This is a genomic window from Kocuria sp. CPCC 204721 (assembly GCF_040980945.1).
Lineage (GTDB): Bacteria > Actinomycetota > Actinomycetes > Actinomycetales > Micrococcaceae > Kocuria > Kocuria marina.
On the sequence record NZ_JAVKPO010000002.1, the window covers coordinates 178,200 to 201,951 of the forward strand.

Here is a 23,752-nt window from a genome sequence, read left to right on the forward strand (position 1 = left end):
AGGGGGTTGTGTGCGGTTCATGGGCCTCTCGCGGGGGGGGGTCACGAGTCGGGATGGGTGGGGGTGGTCGAGCGGTTACTGGCCTTGCTGGTCCAGGGACGTGGCGTACTGGTCCAGGGTGCCGTCGGAGATGGCCTTGCCGATCCGTTGCATGGCGTCGGTGTCCGCGACGATGATCGACTGGCCGTCCGCGGAGGTGCCCACGCCGTTGTTGGGCACCGTGAACATGTGGATGTCACTGCTGCTCAGGCCCACGAGCTTGGGGGCCTGTTGGGCGATCCACCCGGAGGTGAGGCCGTCGCTCACGGTCAGGTACGGGGAGATCTCCTTGACCACCTCGTTGAGTTTCAGCGGATTGGTCAGGGTGCCGGCGCTGACGAGCTTGTTGATCATGGCCTGCAGGTACGCGCGCTGATTGCGCACCCGCTGGTAGTCACCGTCCGAGAACGCATAGCGCTCCCGCACGAACGCGAGCGCCTGTTCCCCGCTCAGCTCCTGGGGCCCGGCCTCGAAGCGGTGTCCGTCCTGGGAAGTGAAGGCCTCGGGGACGTCGACCGTCACCCCGCCCAGGGCGTTGGTGAGGCCCTCGAAGCCCGCGAAGTCCACGAGCGCGACCTCGTCCACGCGGGTCCCGAAGTTCTGCTCGATGGTCTCGACCATGAGCGGCATCCCGCCGTGGTCCAGGGCGGCGTTGATCTTGGACTCCCCCACCCCGGGGATGTCCACCCACGTGTCGCGCATGATGGACATGACGTACATCTGCCCCCCGTCCTCGGGGATGTGCAGCAGCATGATGGAGTCCGCGCGGGAGCCGGTGACGTTGGGATCCACACCGTCGGGGCGCTTGTCCGAACCCAGGAGCAACACGGTGGTGCCGGCGTCCTGGGCGGAGCCCTTGGCCGGGCGGGCCGACTCCTCGGGGAACGCCGATTCCAGGGTCGAGGCCCCACGGTCGAAGTTGCGACCCAGGTTCCACACGAACAGACCGGCGACCACGCCCACGACCAGCAGGAGGGCCAGCACCGTGAGCAGGATGTTGCGTCCGGTGTGTTTTCCGCGCGGGCGGGACTGTTCTTCGTCGAACTCGAACTGGTTCATGGACACGTGGCACTCCGTGGGTGGGGGGTCGGAATCGAGCGACACTCACCGGACAACGCTGCCGCCACGGCGACGCTGGGGATCACGTCCCGGGGGGCGGGCCGTCGGTCAGCGGAGCCGTTGATTGCTATCGCACATAGTACCTACGGCACGCGGTGAATCCATCCCTCGGTCCCGAATTTGTGCTCCACCAGCTCCCGGGCGGCGGCGAGTTCGCTGTCTGAGACCTTACCAACACCGGCCGAGTAGCGTTGCGTGAACGTGCGGGTCAGGGCGGAGATCACGTCCTGGCGGGCCATCCCCGTCTGGCGCCGCAGCGGGTCCACGCGCTTCTTCGCGGAGCGGGTGCCCTTGTCCGAGAGCTTCTCCTTGCCGATGCGCAGCACGTCCGTCATCTTCTCGGCGTCGATGTCGTAACTCATGGTCACGTGGTGCACCATCCCGCCGTTGGCGAAGCGCTTCTGCGCCGCTCCCCCGATCTTGCCCTGGGGTGTGGCGATGTCGTTGAGCGGTACGTAGAACGCCTCGACCCCCAGGTCCGCGAAGCCCTGCATGACCCACGCGTCCAGGAACGGGTAGGAATCCGCGAAGCTCATCCCGTCCACCAGGGTCTGCGGCACGTACAGCGAGTACGTGATGCAGTTGCCGGCCTCCATGAACATGGCCCCGCCCCCGGAGACCCGGCGTACCACCTGTACCCCGTGACGCGCGGCCCCTTCCGGGTCCACCTCGTTGCGCACGGACTGGAACGAGCCGATCACCACCGCCGGTTCGTCCCAGTCCCAGATCCGCAGCGTGGGGTTGCGGTGTCCCGCGCCCACCTCCTTGGCGAGCACCTCGTCCAGCGCAAGGTTCTCGAGGGTGGGGCGCACCTGCGCGGGGATCACCTCCCACGCGTGATCGGACCAGCTCGTGGCCCGGGCCAGCGCTCGGCGCACCGCGATCACCACGGCGCGCGCGTCGAAGCCGAACAACACGGCGTCGCGCGGCACGGCCGCCTCGATCCGCTCGATCATGTCCTGCGGCGCGGTGTCCTCGGCCAGACCGGTCAGGGCCGCGTTGATGTCCGCGAGCGCCTCGTCCGGTTCCAGGAAGAAGTCCCCGTTGACGGACACGTTCTCCAGGTGTCCGTCCGTGACGTCGAAGTCCGCGACCACCAGTTTCCCGCCGGGGACCTTGTACTCCCCGTGCGCGCTCGTCGTGCTCATTCACTGACCTCCGCTGCGTGTGGTGGCTCGGGGCGTCCCCGATGTGGCCTTCGGGGCGGGGGTTCCGTCCCCGGAGGGTGATGCGGTGGCGCTCGGCCGGGCCGTGGCGTGCTTTGTCTCGATGGTAAGCACCGTGGTGGTGCCGGGGGGCAGCGAGACCGCGAACGACGTCGCTCCCGACCGCACCCCAGCGACCTCGGGTCGGTCGGCGGGCGGGGTGATGGGCAGGCCGTAGCCGTCCACGCTCACGGCGCCGTCGGCCGTGGGTCGCAGCGCGTTCTCCACGCTCAGCGCCACGCGCGGGTCCGCCGGGTACGACGACGCCGCCCCCGGTGCGGCGGCGTCCGTCGCCCGCTCCCCCGCAGAGGGGCCCTCGGGGGAACCCGGGGCGTCCGCGGCGTCGCCCGCCGGGGCGGTGGCCCGCCACGAGCCGCCGCGCAACTGGGACTGCGTGACGCGTTGCACCGGCCCGGGCGTGGTGACCATGGTGGTGCGGGGGCCCGCGGTGGCCGGGTCCCGGAAGTCGGAGAGCACGAGCGAGGTGCTCCCGTCCGCGTGGGTCACCGCGAACGCCGTGAGGTCCTCGGAACCGGTGCGCGCGGGCGTCATGGTCCCCTGCGGGATGCTCGCGATCAACGCGAGCGCGAGCCCGTTGGCGCGCAGCCCGAACCGCTCACCGGGCGAGCCCACGGTGCCGTCCGAGCACAGCGGGGACATGGGCGGGCCGCCGCGACACGGACCCAGGGACGAGTGTGCGGTGACCCGTTCCGCGGCGAGCGCCTGGACCCGCACGGAGTAGTCGGCCTGGTAGACGGCGGCGGCCAGGGTCCCGGTGATCTGGTTGCCGCCCGAGCACGAGGACAGCGAGGTCTCGGTGATCCACAGCGGCACCCGGTGCTCGTCCGCCACGGAGCGGGCGCGGGAGACCAGGGCGTCCACGCGCTCGCGGGTCTGCGGGGCCACCGCGTTGGTCACCGTGGGCTTCTGCCGGGTCCACCGCGTCCCGCACTCGGAGAGTGGGTATTGGTGCAGTGCGAGCGCGAAGGGAGCCGTGCCCGGGGCCCCGGCGGCGACTTCCCACCACGGATCGGAATAGGCCCCCGGTGCCACGATGCGCAGGTGCGGAACCTTCCGGTGCACCGCGCGGGCGTAGGCGGTGAGTTGACGAGCGTAGACCGTCCGGTTCCACTCCGGTCCCTTGACGTTGAGGGGATCGTCCGAGCCCCGGTGAAACCCGTTAGGCTCGTTACCGATCATCAGCCCCACGAGCCGGTCCCCGAACGCCGCACGCGCGTGCGCCGCCAGATCTGCCGCCCGGTCCGGGTCGTAGCGGGCCAGGTTGGCGCTCAGGATCACGGACGTGCCCGTGCGGTGCGCGAGTGCCGCGACGCGTTCCAGGTCCGCCGGGGTGACCTTCGTGATCTTCTCGCCCTCGACCAGCGGCCAGTTCGTAGGGATCGGTTCGTCGCTCGAGGTGAAGAAGAACCGCCGATCCGTGGAATTGCCCCCGAAGCGCAGGGTCGGTTCATGGAGGGACTGCAGGATCGAGACGAGGTCGTCGTTGTGCTCCCCCAGCCGAGGGTCCGCGAGGTCCGTGGACTCCAAGGACAACCCCACGGAACCGTGCCGGTAGTCCTCGTCCCCGGGACTCGTCCGGCCCAGGGTGACCCGTGCGGTGGGATCGTCCTCGCGGGGCGCGCTGCCCGGATAGGTCTCGGGGAGGTCCCGGGCGGCCGCCACGAGACCCGGGTCCACGGCATGCAATGGCGCATTACGGGCCACCCCGGGAACCGGTCCGGTGGGTTCGGGTGCCCGCGTCATGGGCGGGTCGGGCTGCGGTCCCGCGCAGGCGGTCGCGCACAACAGGACGGTGCTCAGGATGGCGAGCGCGCGGCGTCGTACCGGGAGCCTGCGGTGTGGGAGGGACGATGCGCTCGGCCCGGAGCACGCGGGGGCCTGCGACGAACGGGACGGATTGGGTGACGGTGCGGTGCGCCCCGGGGTGACGGGAGGGCGGGGGGAGGTCCTCACGGGCCCAGCGTACCGGGATGCGCGAGGCCCGGATCGACTGTGCGCCGCTGCGGGCGTATCATAGTGCGTTGGTGTGCCCACGTTCGGGTGCGCCGCATCCGAGCAACGCCGTGCCTGGCAAAATCCAGGCACCTACAGAAGGTTGACACCATGAAGGCTGACATTCACCCGGATTACCACCCGGTCCTGTTCCGCGATCTCGCGTCCGGCAAGGTCGTGCTGACCCGTTCCACCGCCACCTCCTCCAAGACGGAGACGTGGGAGGACGGCAACGAGTACCCCATCATCGAGGTGGAGATCTCCTCCGAGTCGCACCCGTTCTACACCGGCAAGCAGCGCATCATGGACTCCGCCGGCCGTGTGGAGCGCTTCAACCAGCGGTTCGCGAACTTCGGGAAGTCCGGCAAGTAAGTCCGAACTTCTCCCCCGACGCCCGGTCCACCCTTCGGTGGGCCGGGCGTCGTCGTGCGCGGGCACGTGACGACATGAAACATGTAATCGTCATCAAAATGTGATCTCTCCCCTAGGATGGTCGAGGCTCTATCCCCCCAGGTTCCGGTGCTCCCCCCTCTTTCGTGCCGGGACCACCGAAAGGTCTCCCCCACCTATGAGTTCTGCACACCTGCACTCCCCCCTGCCCCCTGCCACAACTCCCCCGTCGGTTGGTTCCATGGGCGCCCTGATGCGCCGCGCGGTCCTGCCTCTCGCCGTCACCGCCGCATTGGCACTGACCGCACAACCCGCCGTGGCCGCACCCACCAACCCGGCCGCCGGCCCGGATGCCCCGGCCGCCACGGTGCCCTCCGATCCGCCCACCGAATCCGATCGCGTGATCGTGAAGTTCCGCGACACGGCGGCCCCGGAGGCCGCCAAGGAGAAGGTCGTGGACACCGCCGCCCAGCAGGCGCTGGGTGACACCAAGACCCCCGAGGTCGAGGAACACGTCAAGCAGACCACCGCGCGAGCGGACGTCATTAAACTGGACCGCGAGTTGGACGAGTCCGAGCAGAAGGACCTCGTACGCGAGATCGAGGCGAACCCCGCCGTCGAATACGCGGAAGCGGACAGGCTCGCCTCCGCGTCCTGGGTGCCCAACGACACCTACACACAGTTCCAGTGGAGCCTGCTCCCCCAGCAGGGCGGCGTGAACTTCCCCGCCGCGTGGGACATGTCCCGCGGCAACGGACAGACCATCGCCGTGTTGGACACCGGGATCACCCCGCACGGGGACCTGGACTCCAAGGTGGTGCCCGGACGCGACTTCATCAACGACACGAACCTCTCCCGCGACTACGACCTGCGTGACGCCAACCCCCGCGACGAGGGCGACTGGAGCGCTCCCGGCGAGTGCTCCGCGGGAGCCCGCAACTCCTCGTGGCACGGGACCCACGTGGCCGGACTCGCCGCCGGTGTGACCCACAACGGTGCGGGGATCAGCGGCGCGGCACCCGGCGCCAAGATCCTCCCCGTGCGTGTGCTCGGCAAGTGCACCAACGGGTGGGTCTCGGACATCGCGGACGGCATCTCGTGGTCCGCGGGTGCTCCCGTGGCCGGACAGCCGGCCAACCGCAATCCCGCGTCCGTGATCAACCTGTCCCTGAACTACCCGGGCCAGTGCGGCACCACGATGCAGAACGCGATCAACACCGCGGTCAGCCGTAAGGTCCCCGTGGTCGTGGCCGCAGGCAACAGCTCGGTCAACGCCGGTGGCACGGCTCCCGCCAACTGCGCGAACACCATTGTGGTGGGCGCCTCGGACACCACGGGCTACACCGCCGGCTACTCCAACACCGGCGCGGTCGTGGACATCCTGGCCCCGGGCGGGACCGCCGCCAACCCCATGCTCTCCACGTTCAACTCCGGCACCACGGTCCCGGGTGCTCCTACGTACGGCAACCTCTACGGGACCTCGATGGCCACCCCACTGGTCTCCGGCACCGTGGCGCTCATGAAGCAGCGGGACCCCGGGCTCACCCCTGCGCGGATCGAGCAGCTGCTGACCTCCACCGCGAGCGGCCCGCTGGGTTCGCTCAACCTGGACCCCGCCGCCGCCGTGCGCGCCGTGACGCCTCGCACCACCGTCCAGGCGTCCTACACCGCCGCGGGTGGGATCGGTTCCAAGTGGCATGCCACCGGTGGCGCCGCCAAGTGGGGCAACCCCGTGATGAACGAGGCCAACGCCGCCAACGGTGGTCGCTACCAGGAGTTCTCCAAGAACGGTCGCAAGACCACCATCTACTGGAGCTCGGCCACCGGCGCCCACATCCTGGAGAACTCCACCCTGGTGGGCAAGAAGTTCATCTCCGCCGGCCGTGAGCGCGGCTACGGCTACCCCAGCACCGACGAGATCCGCATCTCCGGCGGCGCCTACCAGGTGCACCGCAAGGGCTCCGCGCAGACCAAGGTGCTGTGGAGCCCCTCCACGGGCGCCCACGCCGTGAAGGAGACCGGAGCCATCGGCAAGGCCTGGAAGCGCGCCGGACTCGAACGCGGCTGGGGCTGGCCCGCCACGGACGAGTACACCTCCAACGGTGTGGTCCACCAGCGCTTCTCCAACGGCGTGACCGCCCACTGGACCCCCCAGCGCGGGGTGTGGACCACCCGCTGACCCCTCCCCCGGTCGCCCCTCCCTCGTGAGGGACATCGACAACGCCGCAGGGCGGTTCCCTTCCCGGGGAACCGCCCTGCGGTCATTCCCGGCCCGTATCCGCCGACGGCGCACTGCCACTTCTGCGCCTCGCGCAGCTCCCAGCTACCGCCGCGCCGTCCAGCAACTCTGAGGCACTCCGAGGACACCTGGGCAACTCCTCGGCACTCCGAGGCCACGAAAGACCCCCGCGAATGGCCTCGGGGTGCCCAGAGACTCGTGGGTGGCCTTAGGGTGCCTGGAAGTTCATGGGTGGGCATGCGGTGCGGGGCAGCAAGATGGGCCAGGGTGGCACCCGGACGAAATCGCGGCGGTCACCCTCGCGGGCGGGTCTCCCAGAACGCCACCGCGCTCGCCGCGGCCACGTTGAGCGAGTCCACGCCGTGGCTCATGGGGATGATCACGTGCCGCTCGGCGTGATGCAGCGTGGCCGCGCTCAGCCCCTGGCCCTCGGTCCCGAGGATCAACGCCAACTTCTCCGGGTGCTCGGCCGCGAGCTCGTCCACTGTGACGGCGTCGTCGGACAGGGCGAGGGCCGCCGTGAGGAACCCGGCGTCCTCGACCTGCTGCAGATCCGCGGTCCAGTGCTTCAGGCGCACCCACGGGACCTGGAACACGGTTCCCATGGACACCCGCACGGCACGGCGGTAGAGCGGGTCGGCACAGCGCGGGGTGACCAGAACGGCGTCGACGTCCAGGGCCGCGGCGGAACGGAAGATCGCGCCCACGTTGGTGTGGTCCACGATGTCCTCGAGGATCGCCACGCGCCGTGACCGTGCGAGGACCTCGGTGAGCTCGAGGGGCTCGGGGCGCTGCATGGCCGCGATCGCGCCGCGATGCAGGTGGAACCCCGTGATCCGCTCGAGCACCTCGTCGGAGCCCACGTACACGGGCACGTCGTAGCGTTCGAGCACGTCGCGCAGCCCCTCGAGCCACTTCTCGGCCATGAAGAACGAGCGCGGCCGGTGGCCGGCGTCGAGCGCTCTCCGCAGCACCTTGGACGATTCCGCGAGGTAGAGCCCGCGCTCGGGTTCCAGCCGACGCCGCAGGGCCACGTCCGTGAGGCTCGTGTAGTCAGCCACGCGCGGGTCCGCGGGGTCGGTCAGCGAGACGATACGTTCGGACAGGGGCGCGGGAGTGCTCACGGACATCCTGGGAATCGGAGGAACAAGGTTCTGGAGGAAAAGGGGTGCGGCGGAACGGGGCCCGCGGAACGACGGCACGATAAAACGGGTAACGGTCAGAACAGCTGCGAGACCATGTTGGTCAGCGCCACGAGACCCAGGACCACGATCACGGCGCGCAGCGCCACCGGGGACAGCCGCTTACCGATCTTGGCGCCCAGCCACGACCCCAGAGTGGAGCTCAGGGCGATGAACACCACGACCCACCAGTTGATCCGGTCGAATGCGAGCAGCACGTAGGACAGCGCCGCCACGATGTTGACCGCCGCGACCAGGGCGTTCTTGACCGCGTTCGCCGATTGCAGCGGGGCCAGCAGGAACACACCCAGGATGCCCACGAGCAACACGCCCTGCGCGGCCACGAAGTACCCGCCGTAGATGCCCGCGAAGAACACGAGCACGTATAACATCAAGGGTTGCTTGGACCGGTCCACGGCCTCGGTGTCCGTGGCCGTCTTCCCCGCCTGCGGGGCATCGAGGCCACCGGCCGCGGCGTCCCGGGCCTGACGTTCCTTGCGCTCGCGGACCTTGGCCTGGAGCGTGGGTTGGAATACCACGAACAGCAACGCGACCACGATCAGCACGGGCGCGGCCACGCCGAAGACTTCCTCGGGCAGGTGCAGCAGCAGGGAAGCGCCGATCACCCCGCCCAGGATCGAGCACGGCAGCAGTTTCACCAGCGTGCGGGTCAGCCCACGCAGTTCACTGCGGTAGCTCCACGCGCCGGTGAGGTTACCGGCGATCAGCCCCATGGCGTTGGACATGGACGCCGTGACCGGGGGAACCCCCATGGTCACGAGCACCGGGAACGTCACGAGCGTGCCGGACCCCACGATGGTGTTGATCGTCCCGGCCCATAACCCGGCCACGAGGATCAGCAGCACCTGCCACCACTCGAAGCCCACGGTCCCGCCGGAACCGAAGAACTCCGTGGGGACCATGGCGGAGGACAGTGTCAGCATGGAGGCGGATCAGCGGGCGAACGCCGCGTAACGATCGGACACGCGCACCAGCTTGAGGGGCATGTCGAAGGTGTGGGAGAGATTCTTCTGCGTCATTACCTGCGCCACCGGACCGGCTGCCACGATGGCACCCTCACGCAGCAACAGCGCGTGGGTGAACCCGTCCGGGACCTCCTCGAGGTGGTGGGTCACCATGACCGTGGCCGGGGCGGCCTCGTCCCGGGCGAGTTCATCGAGGCGCTGCACGAGCTTCTCGCGCCCGCCCACATCCAGACCGGCGGCGGGTTCGTCGAGCAACAACAGTTCGGGGTCGGTCATCAGGGCGCGGGCGATCAGAACACGCTTGCGCTCGCCCTCGGACAAGGTGCCGTACGTGCGCTCGCGCAGGGCCCCCAAGCCCCAGGCCTCGAGCAGTTCCTCACTGCGCTGGATGTCGGCGTCGTCGTACTCCTCACGCCAGCGCCCCGTGACGCCGTAGGCCGCGGTGAGCACCACATTGGCCACGGTCTCCGCATGCGGGATCTGACCGGCCAGGGGTGCGGAGCTCACACCGATCCGCGGGCGCAGCTCGAAGACGTCCACCGCGCCGAGGATCTCGTCGAGGATGTCCACCATGCCGCGCGTGGGGTGCAACCGGGCGGCGGCGATCGACAACAGCGTGGACTTGCCCGCGCCGTTGGGGCCCAGGATGACCCACCGTTCCCCGTCCCGCACGGTCCAGTTCACGCCGTCCAACAGGGTCTTCTCGCCGCGGACCACCGTGACGTCCACCAGATCAAGCACTGAACTCATGACGGCAACTCTAGTGCCCCGCGCTCGCCGGTTCGCGGTCCGGCGCTCCGTGGCAGCCGGGACCGGTCACAGATCCAGGAAGAAGCGCAGGGCGTCCAGGTTGGGGATGCTCACCTGGGTGTCCGCGACCTCCCGCAGCGCGGGCTTGGCCCGGTACGCCACGGACAGCCCGGCCGCGCGGGCCATGTCGATGTCGTTGGCGCCGTCCCCCACGGCCATGACGTCCTCCGGTGCCACGCCCAATTCCTGGGCCCACTGACCCATGACCTCCGCCTTCACGGCGCGGTCCACGATCCGCCCGGCCACGCGTCCCGTGAGCACGCCATCGTGGATCTCGAGCTCGTTCGCGGCCGCGCGCGTGAGCTCCAGGCGCGCCGCGAGCGGGTCCAGCACCTGGCTGAAGCCGCCCGAGACCGCGGCCACGGCGTGACCCTCGCGCAGCAGGGTCTGGACGAGCACCTTGGCGCCGAGCGAGAGCCGCACGGCGGCAGCGACGTCGTCGATCGCCGAGGCGGGCAGTCCCTCCAGGACGGCCACGCGCTCGCGCAGGGACGCCGCGAAGTCGATCTCACCGCGCATCGCCCGTTCCGTGACCGCGGCGACCTCCGCCTCGCGGCCCACGTGGGCGGCGAGCAGTTCGATGACCTCCTGGCGGATGAGCGTGGAATCCACGTCCAGCACCACGAGCTTTTTGCGGGACTGGTCGAACCAGGTGTGCGGCACCACGTTGAGGTCGATCCCCGGCAGCAACTGCCACTGCGGGTCCGGTTGCAGGGCGCGGCGCAGCTGCTGCGGGTCCTCGGTCTGCACGCGCACGGTCAGGGCGTTGTAGCCCTCCACGTCCGCGGCCTGCCCGTCCGACGCGGTCCCCGTGACCCGCACCCAGTTGTGCGTCTCGATCACGGCACCGGCACGTTCCACGGCGTCGAGGACGGCTTCGGTGGCACCGTCCTCCGGGGACACGGCCAGGGCGACGACAGCACAGTTCTGGGGCATGGTCGCAGTTTATCGGCCCCGCGGAAGCGCGCACAAAGAAGGCACCGGCACGACGCCGCTCGGGCCACTCCCGCGGGCCGTTCCACCGCACCGGCGACGCCGCTCGGCCCGTTCCCCAGCCGCGGGCCCCGTGCATCACCCGCGACGTCGGGCCGCGTGACGTCAGGAAGGCTCAGCGCGGCGTCGTCGGCAGGGCGCGGTGCTTCCCGGGGGTGCCCACGCGCGAGGGCCACCACGAGCGGGGGCCGAGGTCCAGGGCCAGGGCGGGCACCAGCAGCGAGCGCACGATGATCGTGTCCATGAGCACGCCGATCGTCACGATGATGGCCAGCTGCACCAGGAACAGGATGGGCAGCACGGCCAGCGCGGCGAACGTCGAGGCCAGCACGATGCCCGCGGAGGTGATGACCCCGCCGGTGGTGATGAGTCCGGCCAGCACGCCCTTGCGGTGGCCCGCGGTGACCACTTCCTCGCGCACGCGGCTCATGAGGAAGATGTTGTAGTCGATCCCCAGCGCCACGAGGAACACGAAGCTGAACAGTGGCACGGTGGGGTCTGCCTGGTTGATGTCCATGAGGTGGAACACCAGGGTGGCCACGCCGAGCGCGGAGAAGAAGGACAGCACGGTGGTGGCGATCAAGAGCACGGGCATCAGGATGCTGCGCAGCAACACCATGAGGATGAGCAGGATCACCGCCAGGATGATGGGGATGATCAGCGCGCGGTCACGTTCGGACGCGGCGATCGTGTCCACCTGCACGGCGGTGGTCCCGCCGATCTTCGCGTCGGGGGTGATCCCGGCGAGATCGTCGCGTAAGCGGGTGACCGTGGCCTGGGCTTCTTCCGAGTCGGACGCGTAGGTGAGGGTCGCCTGGATCAGCACGTCCCCGTGGCTCACGGTGGGTTCCGCGTTCGCCAGGGGTCCGCCCTGCGGCGTGGAATACGGCAGGGTCCCGTTCGGGGAGTCCTGGGCGGTGAACGCGACGGACGCGACGTCGTCGTCCTGGGACAACCGCTCGGCAACCGCCTGGGCGTCCTCCTGCGGGGCCAGGACGTACACGGGATCCCCCGCGCCGCCCGGGAAGTGACGCTCGATGACCGCCAGACCGTCGCGGGCCTCGGACTCCCCCAGCACGAATTCGGACTGCGGGACGCCGTCCGCGTCGAGCTGGCTCGCGCCCACGGCGGCGGCGCCCAGCACGACGGCGCACACGAGCCACACCGCGCGCGACCTCCTGTCCACGAGGCGCGCCACGGAGGGCCACAGCCCCTTGTGGTCGTAGGGGTTCATGGCCTGCTCGTGGGTCTCGGGGTTCTCCTCCACGCGCGGCATCTGGGGCCACAGGGCCACCCGACCGAACAGGGCGAGCAGCGCCGGCAGCAGCGTGAGACCGGCGAGGATCGCGAAGACCACGCCCATGGCGGTGGCCGGGCCCACGCCGCGGTTGGAGGTCAGGGCGGAGAACAGCAGGCACAACAGACCCGCGATGACCGTGGTCCCGGACGCCAGCACGGCGGGCACGGTGCCCTTCCAGGCCATACGGGTCGCGGTCCAGCGCGACGGCGTATGGTGCAGGGCCTCGCGGAACCGCGCGGTGTAGAGCAGCCCGTAGTCGGTGGCCGCACCGATCACCACGATCGACATGATCCCCTGCGTCTGCCCGCTGAGATCGATCCAGCCCTGCTGGGCCAGGAAGTAGACGGTGATGATCGCCCCGCACAGCGCGCCCACGCTCGTGAGCAACACCAGGAACGGCAACAGCGGCGAGCGGTAGACGATCACCAGGATCACGAGCACCGCCACGAGGGCCACGATCAGCAGCAGTCCGTCGATACCCGCGAACGCCGCCGAGAGGTCCGCCACGAGTCCCGCCGGACCGGTCACGGCCACCGACAGTCCCTCGGGGATGTCCTCGGCCAGTCGCTCGCGCAGGTGTTCGACCACGGTGCCGGTGTCCGCCTCCGAGCTCACCAGGGCGATGATCTCCACCGCCTTGCCGTCCTCGCTCGGAATGGGCGGGGAGACCTCCAGGACGTCCTGGATGTTCCCTAAGGACTCAGCGTTCGCGCCGATCGCGCGCAGTTGCCGCGGCGTGATCTCGTCCTCGGACTCCATGACCACGATGGCCGGCACCCCATCCGAGTCCTGGAACTCCCCGAGCCGGTCCTGGACCTGCGTGGCCTGCGAGTCCACGGGCAGGAAGTTCGCCTGCGAGTTGGAGACCACGTCCGAGAGCTTGCCGAACGTGGGCCCGCCCACGCCCATGACCCCCAGCCACGCGAGCACGAGCACCACGGGGATCAACCAGCGCACCCATCCCGGCCGCTTCCCGCCCGCCTCCGGACCGGCGCTCTTGGTGTCTTCCGCGTGCTCGGGGACGGGGCGGGTGGGGCTATTGGGCATGTCTCACCTGTGGGGTCTCGGCGCGGGGGTCACCGGTCGTGCCCTCGCGGGGCCGACTCCGACGACGACGCCGCGCTGCGGGCAGCTGCTCCCATCGTAGGGGTTACACCCGTCACCTTCGCGGTCATCGGGGGCCACGAACGCGCGCACGTGGATGCTGGTCGTACAGTGGGTGCCCGTGGCCACCCGTTTCCAGCCCGAACCCAGCCCGGACGACTCCTCGACCGCGGCGGGGTCGAGCGCATCCTCCGGCCCGGACGACGGCGCGTCGTCGAGCAGCTGGGTCACGTGGGCCCGTAACGCCGCACTGATCCTGGTGCTCGTGCTCATGGTGTGGCTCGCGTTCACCGTGGACCTGCCGAGTCAGGCCGAACTCGAGGCCACGATCGACGGCTACGGTTGGGCCGGCTGGCTCGTGTTCATCCTCATCTACGCGATCGTGGCGGTGACCCCGATCCCCGTGACGATCATGGCGGTCACGGCCGGTGTGCTCTTCGGCGCGACCCTGGGCAGCGTGTTCTCCGTCGTGGCCGCGCTGATCGGCGGCTGGGGTGGCTACTGGCTCGCCCGGGGACTCGGGAAACACACGACCCGCAAGATCATGGGCAAGCACGCGGACACCGTGGAGAACTACCTCACGGGCGCGGGCTTCGAGGCCGTGGCCACGCTGCGGTTGGCCCCCGGGATCCCCTATTGGCCGGTCAACTACGGGTGCGGTGCGCTGGGGATCCCCCAGAGCGTGTTCCTCTCCGCGAGTGCCCTGACCGTGATCCCCGGCCAGGTGGCCCTCGTGGGGCTGGGGGCGCTGGTCACGGATCCCACGTGGCCGCACCTGATCGTGTTCGGCGTGGCGTGCCTGGTGAGTGTGGTGGCCACGATCATCGCGTTCCGCCGCTGGCGCTCGGTGGCCGCACGGAACCGCCGAGGGCACTAGCCGGCGGAGGGCACCGCCGACGCCTGACCGGGTCCGCTCCGGCCCACATACATCTGTGCCCCGATACGGCAGGCTCCACGGCTGATCTGGTGCGGTTTCGGGCCTCAGATGTCCTTAGCGCACCCCGCCCCGAGACGCATCCCGCCCCGGGCGTTCAGGCGGGCATGCGAAAAACCCCCGACCCGGAACTCATGTTTCCGGATTGGGGGCTTCCCGAATCGTGTGCGCGAGGGGGGACTTGAAAACCGCTCAGCGGGGTTTTCGGTGTCCGACCTGTGCAGTACGGCGCGGTTCAAGCCTGTCCGTTTCTGTGGAGGACACGCGGGTTGTTGACCGCGTCAACGGCACCGAGACGGGCCCTACCCCGTTGGAGGGAGCTGCTTCACACGCAGTACGTCAGGCGCGATCCTCACCTGCCACGTCGCCGTGCCACGGGTCAGGATTACATCGAGGACGCCGGCGGTCGTGATGTAAGAGCGGGCAATTCCCAGGGGCCGTTCCCCAGACGGTGCGATGAGTACCACGTTGCGGTGTGAGGGTGGGACGGCCTGGGCAGTGATGCGGGAGCCTGGGAGGAGAGTTTTCCAGCGTGTGCCGACCCAGCCGCGGAGGTCACCGTCGGTCGCGCGGTGAAGTCGTAGCTGTGGGAGTGTGCCGAGCCAAGACATTGTGAGGGATCGGGTGCCGTCGCGCAGCTCGTACCCACGGTCGTGGCGTGTGACCGCGACCCCGTGGTCAACGTGCCACGCTTGCTCGAGCGGGACTCTGACTGATGGTGCGGTGTGGTCCCACACGATCCAGCAGTCCGGGCCGGTGAGGTAGAGGACCCGACGTCGCACACCCTGCTCCCCGTAGCCGCAGTCGGCCAGCTCGATCTCGTGGCTTTCGGGGGTGAGTTCGCATCGGGCCAGCTCCACCGGCGCCGAGGTGTCGCGGCGCATCCCCGCTAGGGACGCCACGTTGTGGGCCTGGCGGGAGTGCAGGTAGCTGCAGACGGGGTCCTTCTGCTGGTAGCTGTGGAACCCGCTGTCCACCAGCCACGGCCGTCCGCCGGCGTAAATCTGCAGACTCCCCCGGTCGTCGTGGGAGTGCCCTCTCATATCCTCACCGTGACGCAGCACCATGTGAGACTCCATGGACAAGGGCCGATTCTCGCCCCATCCGCTCCGCGTGAGCACGTACCCACGGTCCAAGACCAGGGTGGTGGCCCGCGGGCGTCGCCCCGTCCTGCCGGCCGTGGCCGCGAAGTCGCTCTCAGGGTGGAGACCGCGACTGACCGGGCCCCGAGCGGAGTCCCCAATCTGCGGCAGGCGACCGTCCGGCTGAGCCAGGTGGGCCAGCACCGTGCCAGCGGCATCCAACCGCTGGGCCACCCACCCCGGGACCTCCAGGCCCTCTCGAGCCACCCGGTCCCACGCCTGCCCCCACCACATCAAATTCAGCTGATGATAGGCCGTGGATCCCTCGTCGTTGCCGCCCTGCTCATCGAAAGTGGACGCGAACTGGCGCTCCATCCGACTCACCGCGGTAGCCATTCCCGAGTCGTCGCCCAGCATGGCGCTCACCACCAAGAGACCCGCATGCTGGTGAAGCCCATGGTTCTTCCCCACTATGTGGGCCTCATCCATCAGCCAGTCCCGGTGATACCGCAAGGCTTCGCAGAACCACCCCAGATCCTCATCCCCCACCAGGCGCGCGCCGATGCTGAGCTGGATGGCTCTGTTCCCGTCCGCCATGTCCTTCCAGGCGAACGCGCTGCCGGACTGAGGCGCGGGGATGTTCTGCTCGCACCAAGACCGCACCACACGAACCCACCCCTCTCGAGCTCCGGCGTCCCCATCCAGCGCAGCCCAGCGCAGCGGGTTGATCCATCGCAGGGTGTGGTGCTGGAACTGCCAGTTGCGATCCCCGTGGGGATCCGCCGTCCAGTTCAGCACGTTCCCTTCCCACGGATGATGCGGTGGCAAGGAGAGAACCCCGTCCAGGACGGCTTTCGAATGCGCCCGGGGGTCAGAAGGGCGGTCGAAAGAGGAGCCGAAGGCCTGTCGGTCAGCGGTGGCCAGGTTCAGGGGGGTGCTCATCAGGGGTCTCCTGGGGATGGGAGTGGGTTCCATTGCACCACGCTCCATCGAAACGCATGCGCACATGACGAAAGCGCCCCCGCACCAGTACGGTGCGGGGGCGCTTTGCTTGCTCACGGGTTCAGTCCGTCCCCGCCTGAGCCCCATCGTCGGTGGGGATCAGGTCGGAGGCCGGGTCGCCCACCGCGGTGGACCCCGCGGTCACTTCCGGAAGCACGGGAGCCTGCGCAGGTTCCCCGGCAGATGGGCCCGCGGTCGCCGCCTCCTGCGGCACGGTCACGACCTCGGATACCGTGCGGGTCTGGTTCGAGGGAGTGAGCTTGCCTCCGAGCAGCGTGCCCCGCCCGCCGAGGAAGACAGTGAACGCGGCCGCGACCTCCGGTGGGACGTCCACCCCCGCCGCTCCAAACAGCCACACCAGGACCACGGTGGCCGCACCAGCCAGCGTACCGCCGGCAGTGGAGCCCATCGTCGTCGCGCCGATCTTCTTGCCCGTGGGCTCGATAGTCACAGCCATGTCACTTCCCCGCCTTCTGCTCGAGTGCGGCCATTCGGCGGTCCAGGTCAGTGAGCAGCGCGTACGCGTCCCGGTTCCCGTTGACCTTCTCGTTCTTGTACGCCCAGACGTTGACGACGATCTTCGGCATCAGCGTATTGATCGCGTCCCTGCACTTCCTCTCGATCCACGCCTCGTAGTCACGGCGTCCGCCCTGGTACCAACCCAAGATGCACTCCAGTTCTGGACCCGCTCCGGGCCCGATGCTGTTTTTGGTGCTCCCCCCGGCCGCAGCGGCCGCGGCGGTGGGGATGCACGTGATGTCCGGGAACGTCCCGGGGTCCGTGTGATCGTTGTCCGGCACCTGCGAGTGCCCGTAGTGGCCGGCCTGCCCGTTCCACACGCCCACGTCGCGGCGCCCCGCCTGGCCGAGCGCTGGGGTGGGTCCCATGGGCCAGGTGCGTGGGATGCCGTGGGAGTCTAGCCACTGCAGGATCTGTGCGAGCCCCCGCAGGGGGGGTGTCCGTCAGCTCCCAGTACTGCTTCCCATCGCGGTACGCACCACGGGAGAACAAGATCTCGATCTGGATGTTGCGGGCCCCGTCCTCGTTCCACATGCGCAGCGCACGGGCGCCGACGTCGGCCGGGTAGTACTGCTCGATGTGCCCGGTGAGGGGGTCCCACATCAGGTGTGGGCAATACCCCTGGTTCTTGAAGTACGTGGCAACCCCCGTGAACGAGGGCTGCTGCTTGCCAGGGTCCACGTCGGAGGTGATGTGCCACGTGCCCCGGCGCGGGAGCTTGGTGTTCAGCGGCACCCTGCCGGGCTGCGGCGAGCGCACGGCGCCCGGCATCCAGAGGGCACCGGGCGCCGGCTTCGTCGCGGGGGTGGAAGACGACGTTGTGCAGGGGGCCTTCGCGGGAGGGGAACACGAGGTCGGCGGGGGTCTTGTCGGCGATGTGTTCGCGCAGCTGGGCAGTGAGGGCCTTGGGGAGAACGACGCTGCGGCGGCCCCTGGCGGTCTTGGGTGCCCCGGTGACCCATCATTTCCCCGCCCGCGCGCTTCCAAGCCCGGGAGACGGCCACCACGCCGTGCTCCTGGGCTAGATCCAGGTCTGCCACCTGCAGGGCGATGGCTTCGGACCAGCGCAGGCCTGTGCCGGCGAGGAACTCCACGAGAAGCTTGTGTCGGGCCTCGGGGATCGTGGCCACGATCAGGTCCAGCTCCTCGGCGGTGAGGAACACGGGCTCGCGGCGGGCCTCCCCCGTGGGGAGCTTCACGCCCCTGGCGACGTTGGCGTCCACCAGCCCGCGGGCGGTGGCATCGGTGAGCGCGGCGGAGAGCAGGGAGTGCACGTTCTTCTTCGTCCTCGCGGCCACGGTCATGGCGTTGACCCACTTGTTGACGTCCGTGCGGGTGAGCGTGTCCACCGGGATGACGCCGAGGGTGGGGGTGATGTGGCGGGCGGCGATCCGGCGGTACTTCTCCCGGGTGCCGGCCGAGACACCGGTGAGGCCCTCGATGTGCTCGGCAACGACGGTGGCCACGGACGGTGCGGTGGAGCGCATCTTGGAGGCCGCCTGGGCCGCGAGCGCGAAGGACTGGCCGTTGGCGTTGAGGAAGTCCGTGAGGGGCTGGGCGTCGGCGCGGGTGGCCAGTGTGCGGGAGGTCTGCTTGCCGGTGTCGACGTCGCGCCACAGGACCGCCCAGGAGGTGGTGCCGTCCTTGCAGGTGCGCTCTCGGATGCTGGCCATGCCCTGAATCGTAGGGTCTGTGTCAACGAGAAAGGCCCCGGTGTCAACACCGGGGCCTTTCTCCTGCCCCTGACTAGGGGCCTTACTGTGCGCGAGGGGGGACTTGAACCCCCACCCTCTAATACGAGGACTAGCACCTCAAGCTAGCGCGTCTGCCTATTCCGCCACCCGCGCAGGTGTCCGAACCGCGGCGTTCCCGATCTCCCGGAAACCTTCTCGGCCCGTGGCAACGACAAGAAACCTACCACAGTTGCGCGGTCCGTTCGAACTCGACCGGGGCCGGACCGCGCACTCCTCGGGACCACGGCCCGGTGCGGATGCTACCGACCTGCCTGCGCCAGGAAGTCCTCCGCGCCACCCACGAGTTCCACGTGACCGGTGGGGACGTCCGCAGTGACCATCGCGGCGATCTCCTGGGCGAACTCATTGACGGTGTAGAGCTTCCCGGCGGCCTCGCGGCGCTCATCGAGTGCTCCCGGGCGGGCCCGGTTGAGCAGCGTGGCCGTGACGGTGCCCTCGATCATGTCCGCGGAGACCACCACGAAGCCGATGCCCTTGTCCTGCAGCTCGGGCACGCGAGCCGTAAGGGTGTCTTCCCCGGCGCGCTTGGACTTGGCCACGGCCTCGTACTCGGGCATCGTCTCCACGTTGTTGATGAAGTGTGCCTGGTGGCTCGTGACGAACACCACGCGGCCACCCTGGGGAAGCGTCCGCAGGGCCTCGGTCAGGGTGTCGTTCTGGGCGTCACGGTTCAACCGCAGGGCGTAGTCCTCACCCATCTCGGTCTCCATGCCCCCGGAGGCGTTGAGGATCAGCACGTCCACGCCACCGAACTCGTCCACGGCGGCACGGAACAGACCCGCGCGAGACTCGGCGTCCGTGATGTCCGCCTGCACGGCGATCGCGTGGCCGCCGGCCTCCGTGATCTCCTTGACCACCTTGTTGGCCCGGGGGGCCTTCTGACGGTAGTTGACCACCACGTTGGCGCCCTCACCGGCGAGGATCTTGGCGGTGTCCGCGCCCACGCCTCGCGAGGATCCGGTGATGACCACGGTCTTGCCTGCCACTGAACTCATGCGGTTTCTCCTTCGAGGGGTGCGGGTGCGGGAATCGGCGGTATCAGTGCCCCAGGCCCAACCCGCCGTCTACGGGGATGATAGCGCCGGAGACGTAGGCCGCGGCGTCGGAGGCAAGGTATTCCACCGCTCCGGCGACCTCTTCCACGTGCCCGAAACGCTGGGCCGGGATCATGGAGAGGTAGTTGTCCTTGACCTCGTCGGAGAGCTCATGGGTCATGGCGGTGTCGATGTAGCCGGGGGCCACCACGTTGGCGGTGATCCCGCGGGAACCGAGTTCGCGGGTGATGGCGCGGGCCATGCCGACCAGGCCGGCCTTGGAGGACGCGTAGTTCACCTGACCCGGCGCGCCCGTGTACCCCACCACGGACGAGATGAAGATGATCCGGCCGTGCTTCAGTCGCATGAACCCCTTGGTCGCGCGCTGCACCACCCGGAACGCGCCGGTGAGGTTGGTGTCGATCACGTCCTGGAAATCGGCGTCCTTCATGCGCACCAACAGGGTGTCCTTGGTGACCCCGGCGTTCGCCACGAGTACCTCCACGGGACCGAACTTCCCCTCGATCTCCCGGAAGGCCGCGTTCACGGAGGCGGTGTCGGTGACGTCCGCCTGCACGGTGTACGCGCCGTCGGGCCCGTCCCCACCGGAGCGCGAGGTGACCACCACGTTGTCCCCGGCGGCGATGAACCGTTCCGCGATCGCGCGGCCGATACCTCGATTGCCTCCGGTGACGAGCACGGTGCGAGCGGCGGAGGACTGGTCAGACATGATGGAACCTTCCGTGGAGGGGCGGGCGCGGCGGGCAAGCCCACCCTCGTATCAAGACCTCACAGCATCCTAACCGGCCTCTGACCGGCGGACATCCCCCGCTTGGGCGCCACACACAACGGTGAGATAATGCTCAGAACGCTCACAGTCAGCCGTGGCAGTGTTGCCCCGCGGGTACACCCCCAGATCGTTCGCCGAAGGACCGGTTCCCATCTCACGTTCCCAGCCGCAGTCGCATGGTTCCACCGAGGTTCATTCGATCACCTCGGCGGCGGATCCGCACACCACCGACATGGCACACCGCATGAAGGTCTATTCCTTCCAGATGGCGCTGCGCGTGGTGTGCATCATCGGAGTGGTGCTGATCGACAACCTGATCGCGCGGATCCTGCTCGTGCTGGGCGCTGCGATCCTGCCGTGGCTCGCGGTCATGATGGCCAACCGCGGCGCGGACCGCTCCGAACGCTCGGGTTCCGCGTACCGCCCGCCCACCCGCACCGAGTTGCCCACGAGCGCCGAGTCGCAGGAGCGGGCACCGGATCCGGAGACCGTGGTCGTGGACGGGGAGTACACCGCCCCGCCCCCGCAGCGCGAACTGCCCCCGCCCCGCGCGGTCACGCGCCGCAACTGAAGCGGGTCCGCCCCCGCGCCCACCGCACCGCACGATTTCTGGGAGGATTTTTCACCGTGGGATTCGATCTGCTCGGCTCTCTGGACCCGCAACGCCCCGCGCCCGACGACGCCGCACCCCGACCCCGCGCGGCGGCACCCGAGGCCGTGTGCTCTCGCCGGGGCTGTTCGCGTCCCGCGCAGTGGACCCTGCTGTGGAACAACCCCCGCGTGCACACCCCCGAGCGCCGCAAGGCGTGGCTCGCGTGCGACGAGCACCGGGAGCACCTGGCCGACTTCCTGGGCCAGCGTGGCTTCCTCAAGACCATCACACCGTTCGAGGCCCCCGAGGACGCGACGCCCGACGCCGCTGCGAGCCAGGACATCCCGCACGAGCCCGGCGCGGGTGACGGCCGCGCCGAGGTCGGGGACGGCGGCGTCGTCCGACCCGAGGAATCGGGGCGCACACCCTGATGCGCAAGTACAAGTTCCTGGGCACCCCCACGTGGCTCGGCTGGTTCGCGCTGTGCTGCGTAGCTGCGGTGCTGTGCCTCTACCTGGCCCACTGGCAGATGTCCCGCAACGACCACCTGGTCGCGGAGAACGCCAAGATCAGCAAGAACTACGACGCCCCGGCCTATGACTCCGCCCGTGGCATCCCCCTGTTCCAGGACTACGACGACTCGCAGACCTGGCACCCCGTGGAACTGCGCGGCACGTATGTGCCCGAGGAGACCGTGCTGATCCGCAACCGTCCGCACGACGGGCGCGTGGGATACGACGTCCTGGTCCCGTTCCGCACCGTGGAGGGACCCGTGATCGCGATCGACCGCGGCTGGATCCCCACGGACGACTCCGCGAACGGGATGCCGTCCGCGGTGCCCCCTCCCCGGTCCGGGACCGTGACCGTGACCGCCCGGCTGCGCCCCACCGAGGGCACCGTGGACCGCGGGGCACCCGAGGGTCAGTCCGCCTCGATCGACCTGCCCGCGTTCGCCGAACGCTGGGGTGGCGCGCTGGCCACGGGCGGGTACGGAGAACTGGTCTCCGAGGACCCGCCCTCGAGCGTGACCCCGCAGGCCGGTGAACGACCGGTCATCGAGTACGGTCCGCACCTGTCCTACTCGCTGCAGTGGTACGCGTTCGCGGTGCTGGTGTTCGTGGCCTACGGGTACTCGGCGCGCCAGCACGTGAAGAACCTCGAGTGGGATCGCGCGTACGCCGCGGAGGTGGAACGCCGGTTGGCGCAGTACTACGACGCCGAGGGCAACTACATCGGGCAGATGGACGAGTCCCTGATCATCCGGCAGTTGCAGATGGCCGACGACATGCCCGCGCATCTGAAGTCGCTGTACCGACCCAAGCGCCGTCGTGCCTCCACCGGCGTGAGCAACGAGGACGAGGAGGACGCCCTGCTGGACGCCCTCGAGGCCGACAGGCGACACTGAGACGCAGACCCGCGCCCGCTTACGGCACCCGAGGGAGCCGTCCAGGCGGGCGGTCCGCCCGAGCGGACATTGCTTTGTCGGACGGGTCACCCGTGATGAAGGAGTCGCCGTGAAGATCACCGCCGCCGTGCTCGAGGAGATCGGGCTGCCGCGCCCGTACGCCGAGTCCCATCCGCTGCGCCTCCAGGAGGTGGAGCTCGCGGACCCCGGTCCGGGAGAGCTGCTGATCCAGGTCCGGGCGGCGGGACTGTGTCACTCGGACCTGTCCGTGGTGGACGGCAACCGGGTGCGTCCCACGCCCATGGTGCTGGGACACGAGGCCTCCGGGATCGTGGAGGCGGTGGGTGAGGGTGTCACGGACATCGCCGTGGGTGACCAGGTCACGACCGTGTTCCTGCCCCGTTGCGAGGAGTGCGACCAATGCGCCACGGACGGGAAGCTGCCGTGCGGTCCCGGTTCCCGCAGTAACGACGCCGGGCTGTTGCCCGGTGGTGAGCGCCGATTGCACCGCGGTGAGGAGGAGCTGTTCCACCACCTGGGGGTTTCGGGTTTCGCGACCCACGCGGTGGTCAACCGCCAATCGGTGGTGCCCGTGGACAAGGACGTGCCCCCGGAGATCGCCGCCGTGGTGGGCTGCGCGGTGCTCACGGGCGGCGGCGCCGTGATCAATGCGGGCCGTCCCAACGACGGTGACACGGTGCTCATCGTGGGTCTGGGCGGCGTGGGCATGGCTGCGCTGCTGACCGCGGTCTCGCTCGAGAAGGGCCCGGTGATCGGGGTGGACGCGAACCCGGAGAAGCTCGCGCGCGCCGTCGAACTCGGAGCGAGCGCGGTGTACTCCCCCGAGGAGCTCGCCGAGCAGGGGGTGACGGCGGCCGTGGTGATCGAGGCCGCGGGCCACCCCCGCGCGTTCGAGACGGCGGTCGCGGCGACCTCGCCCGGGGGCATCACGGTGACGGTGGGGTTGCCCTCGCCGGACGCCCGGTCCACGATCTCCCCGCTGGGGCTTACCGCGCAGGCGCGCACGATCGTGGGTTCCTACCTGGGTTCGGCGGTCCCCGCGCGGGATATCCCCGTGTACCTGGGACTGTGGCGGGAGGGGAAGCTACCCATCGAGGAGCTGATCTCCCAGCGGATCGGTTTCGAGCAGATCAACGAGGGTCTCGACGCCCTCGCCGAGGGCCGGGCAGTGCGCCAGGTCGTACTGTTCGAGAACTGAGCCCCGCCGCGCCGGGTGCGGGAGCGGCGTACGTCCCCGCAC

At 69.5% G+C, this 23,752-nt stretch carries 21 protein-coding genes and 1 tRNA gene; 7 read left to right on the top strand and 15 right to left on the bottom strand.

The features are described 5' to 3' along the window. Window positions 1-75: 75 nt before the first annotated feature. The 3 genes from RF637_RS03450 to RF637_RS03460 form a co-directional block, all read right to left on the bottom strand. Complete coding sequence (locus RF637_RS03450; RefSeq protein ID WP_368844209.1) at window positions 76-1,098, bottom strand: LCP family protein; 1,023 nt, start codon at window positions 1,096-1,098, stop codon at window positions 76-78. A 143-nt stretch (window positions 1,099-1,241) separates the two neighbouring features. Beyond that, on the bottom strand, window positions 1,242-2,306 hold the full coding sequence (locus tag RF637_RS03455) for a biotin/lipoate A/B protein ligase family protein (protein WP_368844156.1): 1,065 nt from the start codon (window positions 2,304-2,306) through the stop codon (window positions 1,242-1,244). Continuing rightward, the gene (locus RF637_RS03460) at window positions 2,307-4,337 is read right to left on the bottom strand and encodes a hypothetical protein (RefSeq protein ID WP_368844157.1); all 2,031 of its coding nucleotides are present in this window, start codon (window positions 4,335-4,337) and stop codon (window positions 2,307-2,309) included. Between the two features lie 150 nt (window positions 4,338-4,487). Between RF637_RS03460 and RF637_RS03465 the strand changes: the two genes are divergently transcribed. Further along, window positions 4,488-4,748 (top strand): type B 50S ribosomal protein L31, encoded by a 261-nt coding sequence (locus RF637_RS03465; protein WP_035962003.1) that lies wholly within the window; start codon window positions 4,488-4,490, stop codon window positions 4,746-4,748. Window positions 4,749-4,944: 196 nt separating this feature from the next. Continuing rightward, entirely contained in the window at window positions 4,945-6,945 is a 2,001-nt protein-coding gene (locus RF637_RS03470) for a S8 family serine peptidase (RefSeq protein ID WP_368844158.1), read from the top strand. A gap of 353 nt (window positions 6,946-7,298) precedes the next feature. On the opposite strand, the gene RF637_RS03475 is transcribed toward RF637_RS03470, so the two are convergent. From RF637_RS03475 to RF637_RS03495, 5 genes are all read right to left on the bottom strand, one after another. Further along, window positions 7,299-8,129 carry a TrmH family RNA methyltransferase gene (locus tag RF637_RS03475; RefSeq protein ID WP_368844159.1) on the bottom strand — a complete coding sequence of 277 codons (831 nt, stop codon included), beginning with the start codon at window positions 8,127-8,129 and terminating at the stop codon, window positions 7,299-7,301. A gap of 95 nt (window positions 8,130-8,224) precedes the next feature. Beyond that, window positions 8,225-9,130 carry a sulfite exporter TauE/SafE family protein gene (locus tag RF637_RS03480; protein WP_368844160.1) on the bottom strand — a complete coding sequence of 302 codons (906 nt, stop codon included), beginning with the start codon at window positions 9,128-9,130 and terminating at the stop codon, window positions 8,225-8,227. A 9-nt stretch (window positions 9,131-9,139) separates the two neighbouring features. Then, complete coding sequence (locus RF637_RS03485; protein ID WP_368835322.1) at window positions 9,140-9,922, bottom strand: ABC transporter ATP-binding protein; 783 nt, start codon at window positions 9,920-9,922, stop codon at window positions 9,140-9,142. A gap of 66 nt (window positions 9,923-9,988) precedes the next feature. Continuing rightward, entirely contained in the window at window positions 9,989-10,918 is a 930-nt protein-coding gene (gene serB, locus RF637_RS03490; RefSeq protein WP_368844161.1) for a phosphoserine phosphatase SerB, read from the bottom strand. A 172-nt stretch (window positions 10,919-11,090) separates the two neighbouring features. Continuing rightward, window positions 11,091-13,322, bottom strand: coding sequence for an MMPL family transporter (locus RF637_RS03495; protein WP_368844162.1), 2,232 nt, complete (start codon window positions 13,320-13,322; stop codon window positions 11,091-11,093). A gap of 178 nt (window positions 13,323-13,500) precedes the next feature. Here RF637_RS03495 and RF637_RS03500 point away from each other — a divergent pair, with 178 nt between their 5' ends. Beyond that, complete coding sequence (locus tag RF637_RS03500; RefSeq protein WP_368844163.1) at window positions 13,501-14,256, top strand: TVP38/TMEM64 family protein; 756 nt, start codon at window positions 13,501-13,503, stop codon at window positions 14,254-14,256. Window positions 14,257-14,615: 359 nt separating this feature from the next. Here RF637_RS03500 and RF637_RS03505 read toward each other — a convergent pair whose 3' ends face one another. The 7 genes from RF637_RS03505 to fabG all read right to left on the bottom strand — a co-directional run bounded on the left by RF637_RS03505 (window position 14,616) and on the right by fabG (window position 20,434). After that, on the bottom strand, window positions 14,616-16,337 hold the full coding sequence (locus tag RF637_RS03505) for a heparinase II/III family protein (protein ID WP_368844164.1): 1,722 nt from the start codon (window positions 16,335-16,337) through the stop codon (window positions 14,616-14,618). Between the two features lie 121 nt (window positions 16,338-16,458). Continuing rightward, window positions 16,459-16,854, bottom strand: coding sequence for a hypothetical protein (locus RF637_RS03510; protein ID WP_368844165.1), 396 nt, complete (start codon window positions 16,852-16,854; stop codon window positions 16,459-16,461). A gap of 1 nt (window position 16,855) precedes the next feature. Next, entirely contained in the window at window positions 16,856-17,284 is a 429-nt protein-coding gene (locus tag RF637_RS03515) for a hypothetical protein (RefSeq protein WP_368844166.1), read from the bottom strand. Between the two features lie 357 nt (window positions 17,285-17,641). Then, window positions 17,642-18,589, bottom strand: coding sequence for a tyrosine-type recombinase/integrase (locus RF637_RS03520; protein WP_368844168.1), 948 nt, complete (start codon window positions 18,587-18,589; stop codon window positions 17,642-17,644). 88 nt (window positions 18,590-18,677) lie between these two features. Beyond that, window positions 18,678-18,763: transfer RNA gene (locus tag RF637_RS03525), tRNA-Leu, on the bottom strand. Between the two features lie 146 nt (window positions 18,764-18,909). Beyond that, the gene (locus tag RF637_RS03530) at window positions 18,910-19,665 is read right to left on the bottom strand and encodes an SDR family oxidoreductase (protein WP_368844169.1); all 756 of its coding nucleotides are present in this window, start codon (window positions 19,663-19,665) and stop codon (window positions 18,910-18,912) included. 43 nt (window positions 19,666-19,708) lie between these two features. After that, window positions 19,709-20,434: a 3-oxoacyl-ACP reductase FabG gene (fabG, locus tag RF637_RS03535; protein WP_064845278.1), complete on the bottom strand. Its 726-nt coding sequence runs from the start codon at window positions 20,432-20,434 to the stop codon at window positions 19,709-19,711. Window positions 20,435-20,594: 160 nt separating this feature from the next. Here fabG and RF637_RS03540 point away from each other — a divergent pair, with 160 nt between their 5' ends. The 4 genes from RF637_RS03540 to RF637_RS03555 all read left to right on the top strand — a co-directional run bounded on the left by RF637_RS03540 (window position 20,595) and on the right by RF637_RS03555 (window position 23,710). Beyond that, window positions 20,595-21,065: a DUF3099 domain-containing protein gene (locus tag RF637_RS03540; protein WP_255458084.1), complete on the top strand. Its 471-nt coding sequence runs from the start codon at window positions 20,595-20,597 to the stop codon at window positions 21,063-21,065. Window positions 21,066-21,121: 56 nt separating this feature from the next. Beyond that, window positions 21,122-21,517 carry a hypothetical protein gene (locus RF637_RS03545; RefSeq protein ID WP_239318668.1) on the top strand — a complete coding sequence of 132 codons (396 nt, stop codon included), beginning with the start codon at window positions 21,122-21,124 and terminating at the stop codon, window positions 21,515-21,517. Beyond that, window positions 21,517-22,491, top strand: a complete 975-nt coding sequence (locus RF637_RS03550; protein ID WP_368844170.1) for an SURF1 family protein — start codon at window positions 21,517-21,519, stop codon at window positions 22,489-22,491. Before RF637_RS03545 ends, RF637_RS03550 begins: the two co-directional genes overlap by 1 nt. 109 nt (window positions 22,492-22,600) lie before the next feature. Then, entirely contained in the window at window positions 22,601-23,710 is a 1,110-nt protein-coding gene (locus RF637_RS03555) for an alcohol dehydrogenase catalytic domain-containing protein (RefSeq protein WP_144996637.1), read from the top strand. The last annotated feature ends 42 nt before the right edge of the window (window positions 23,711-23,752 follow it).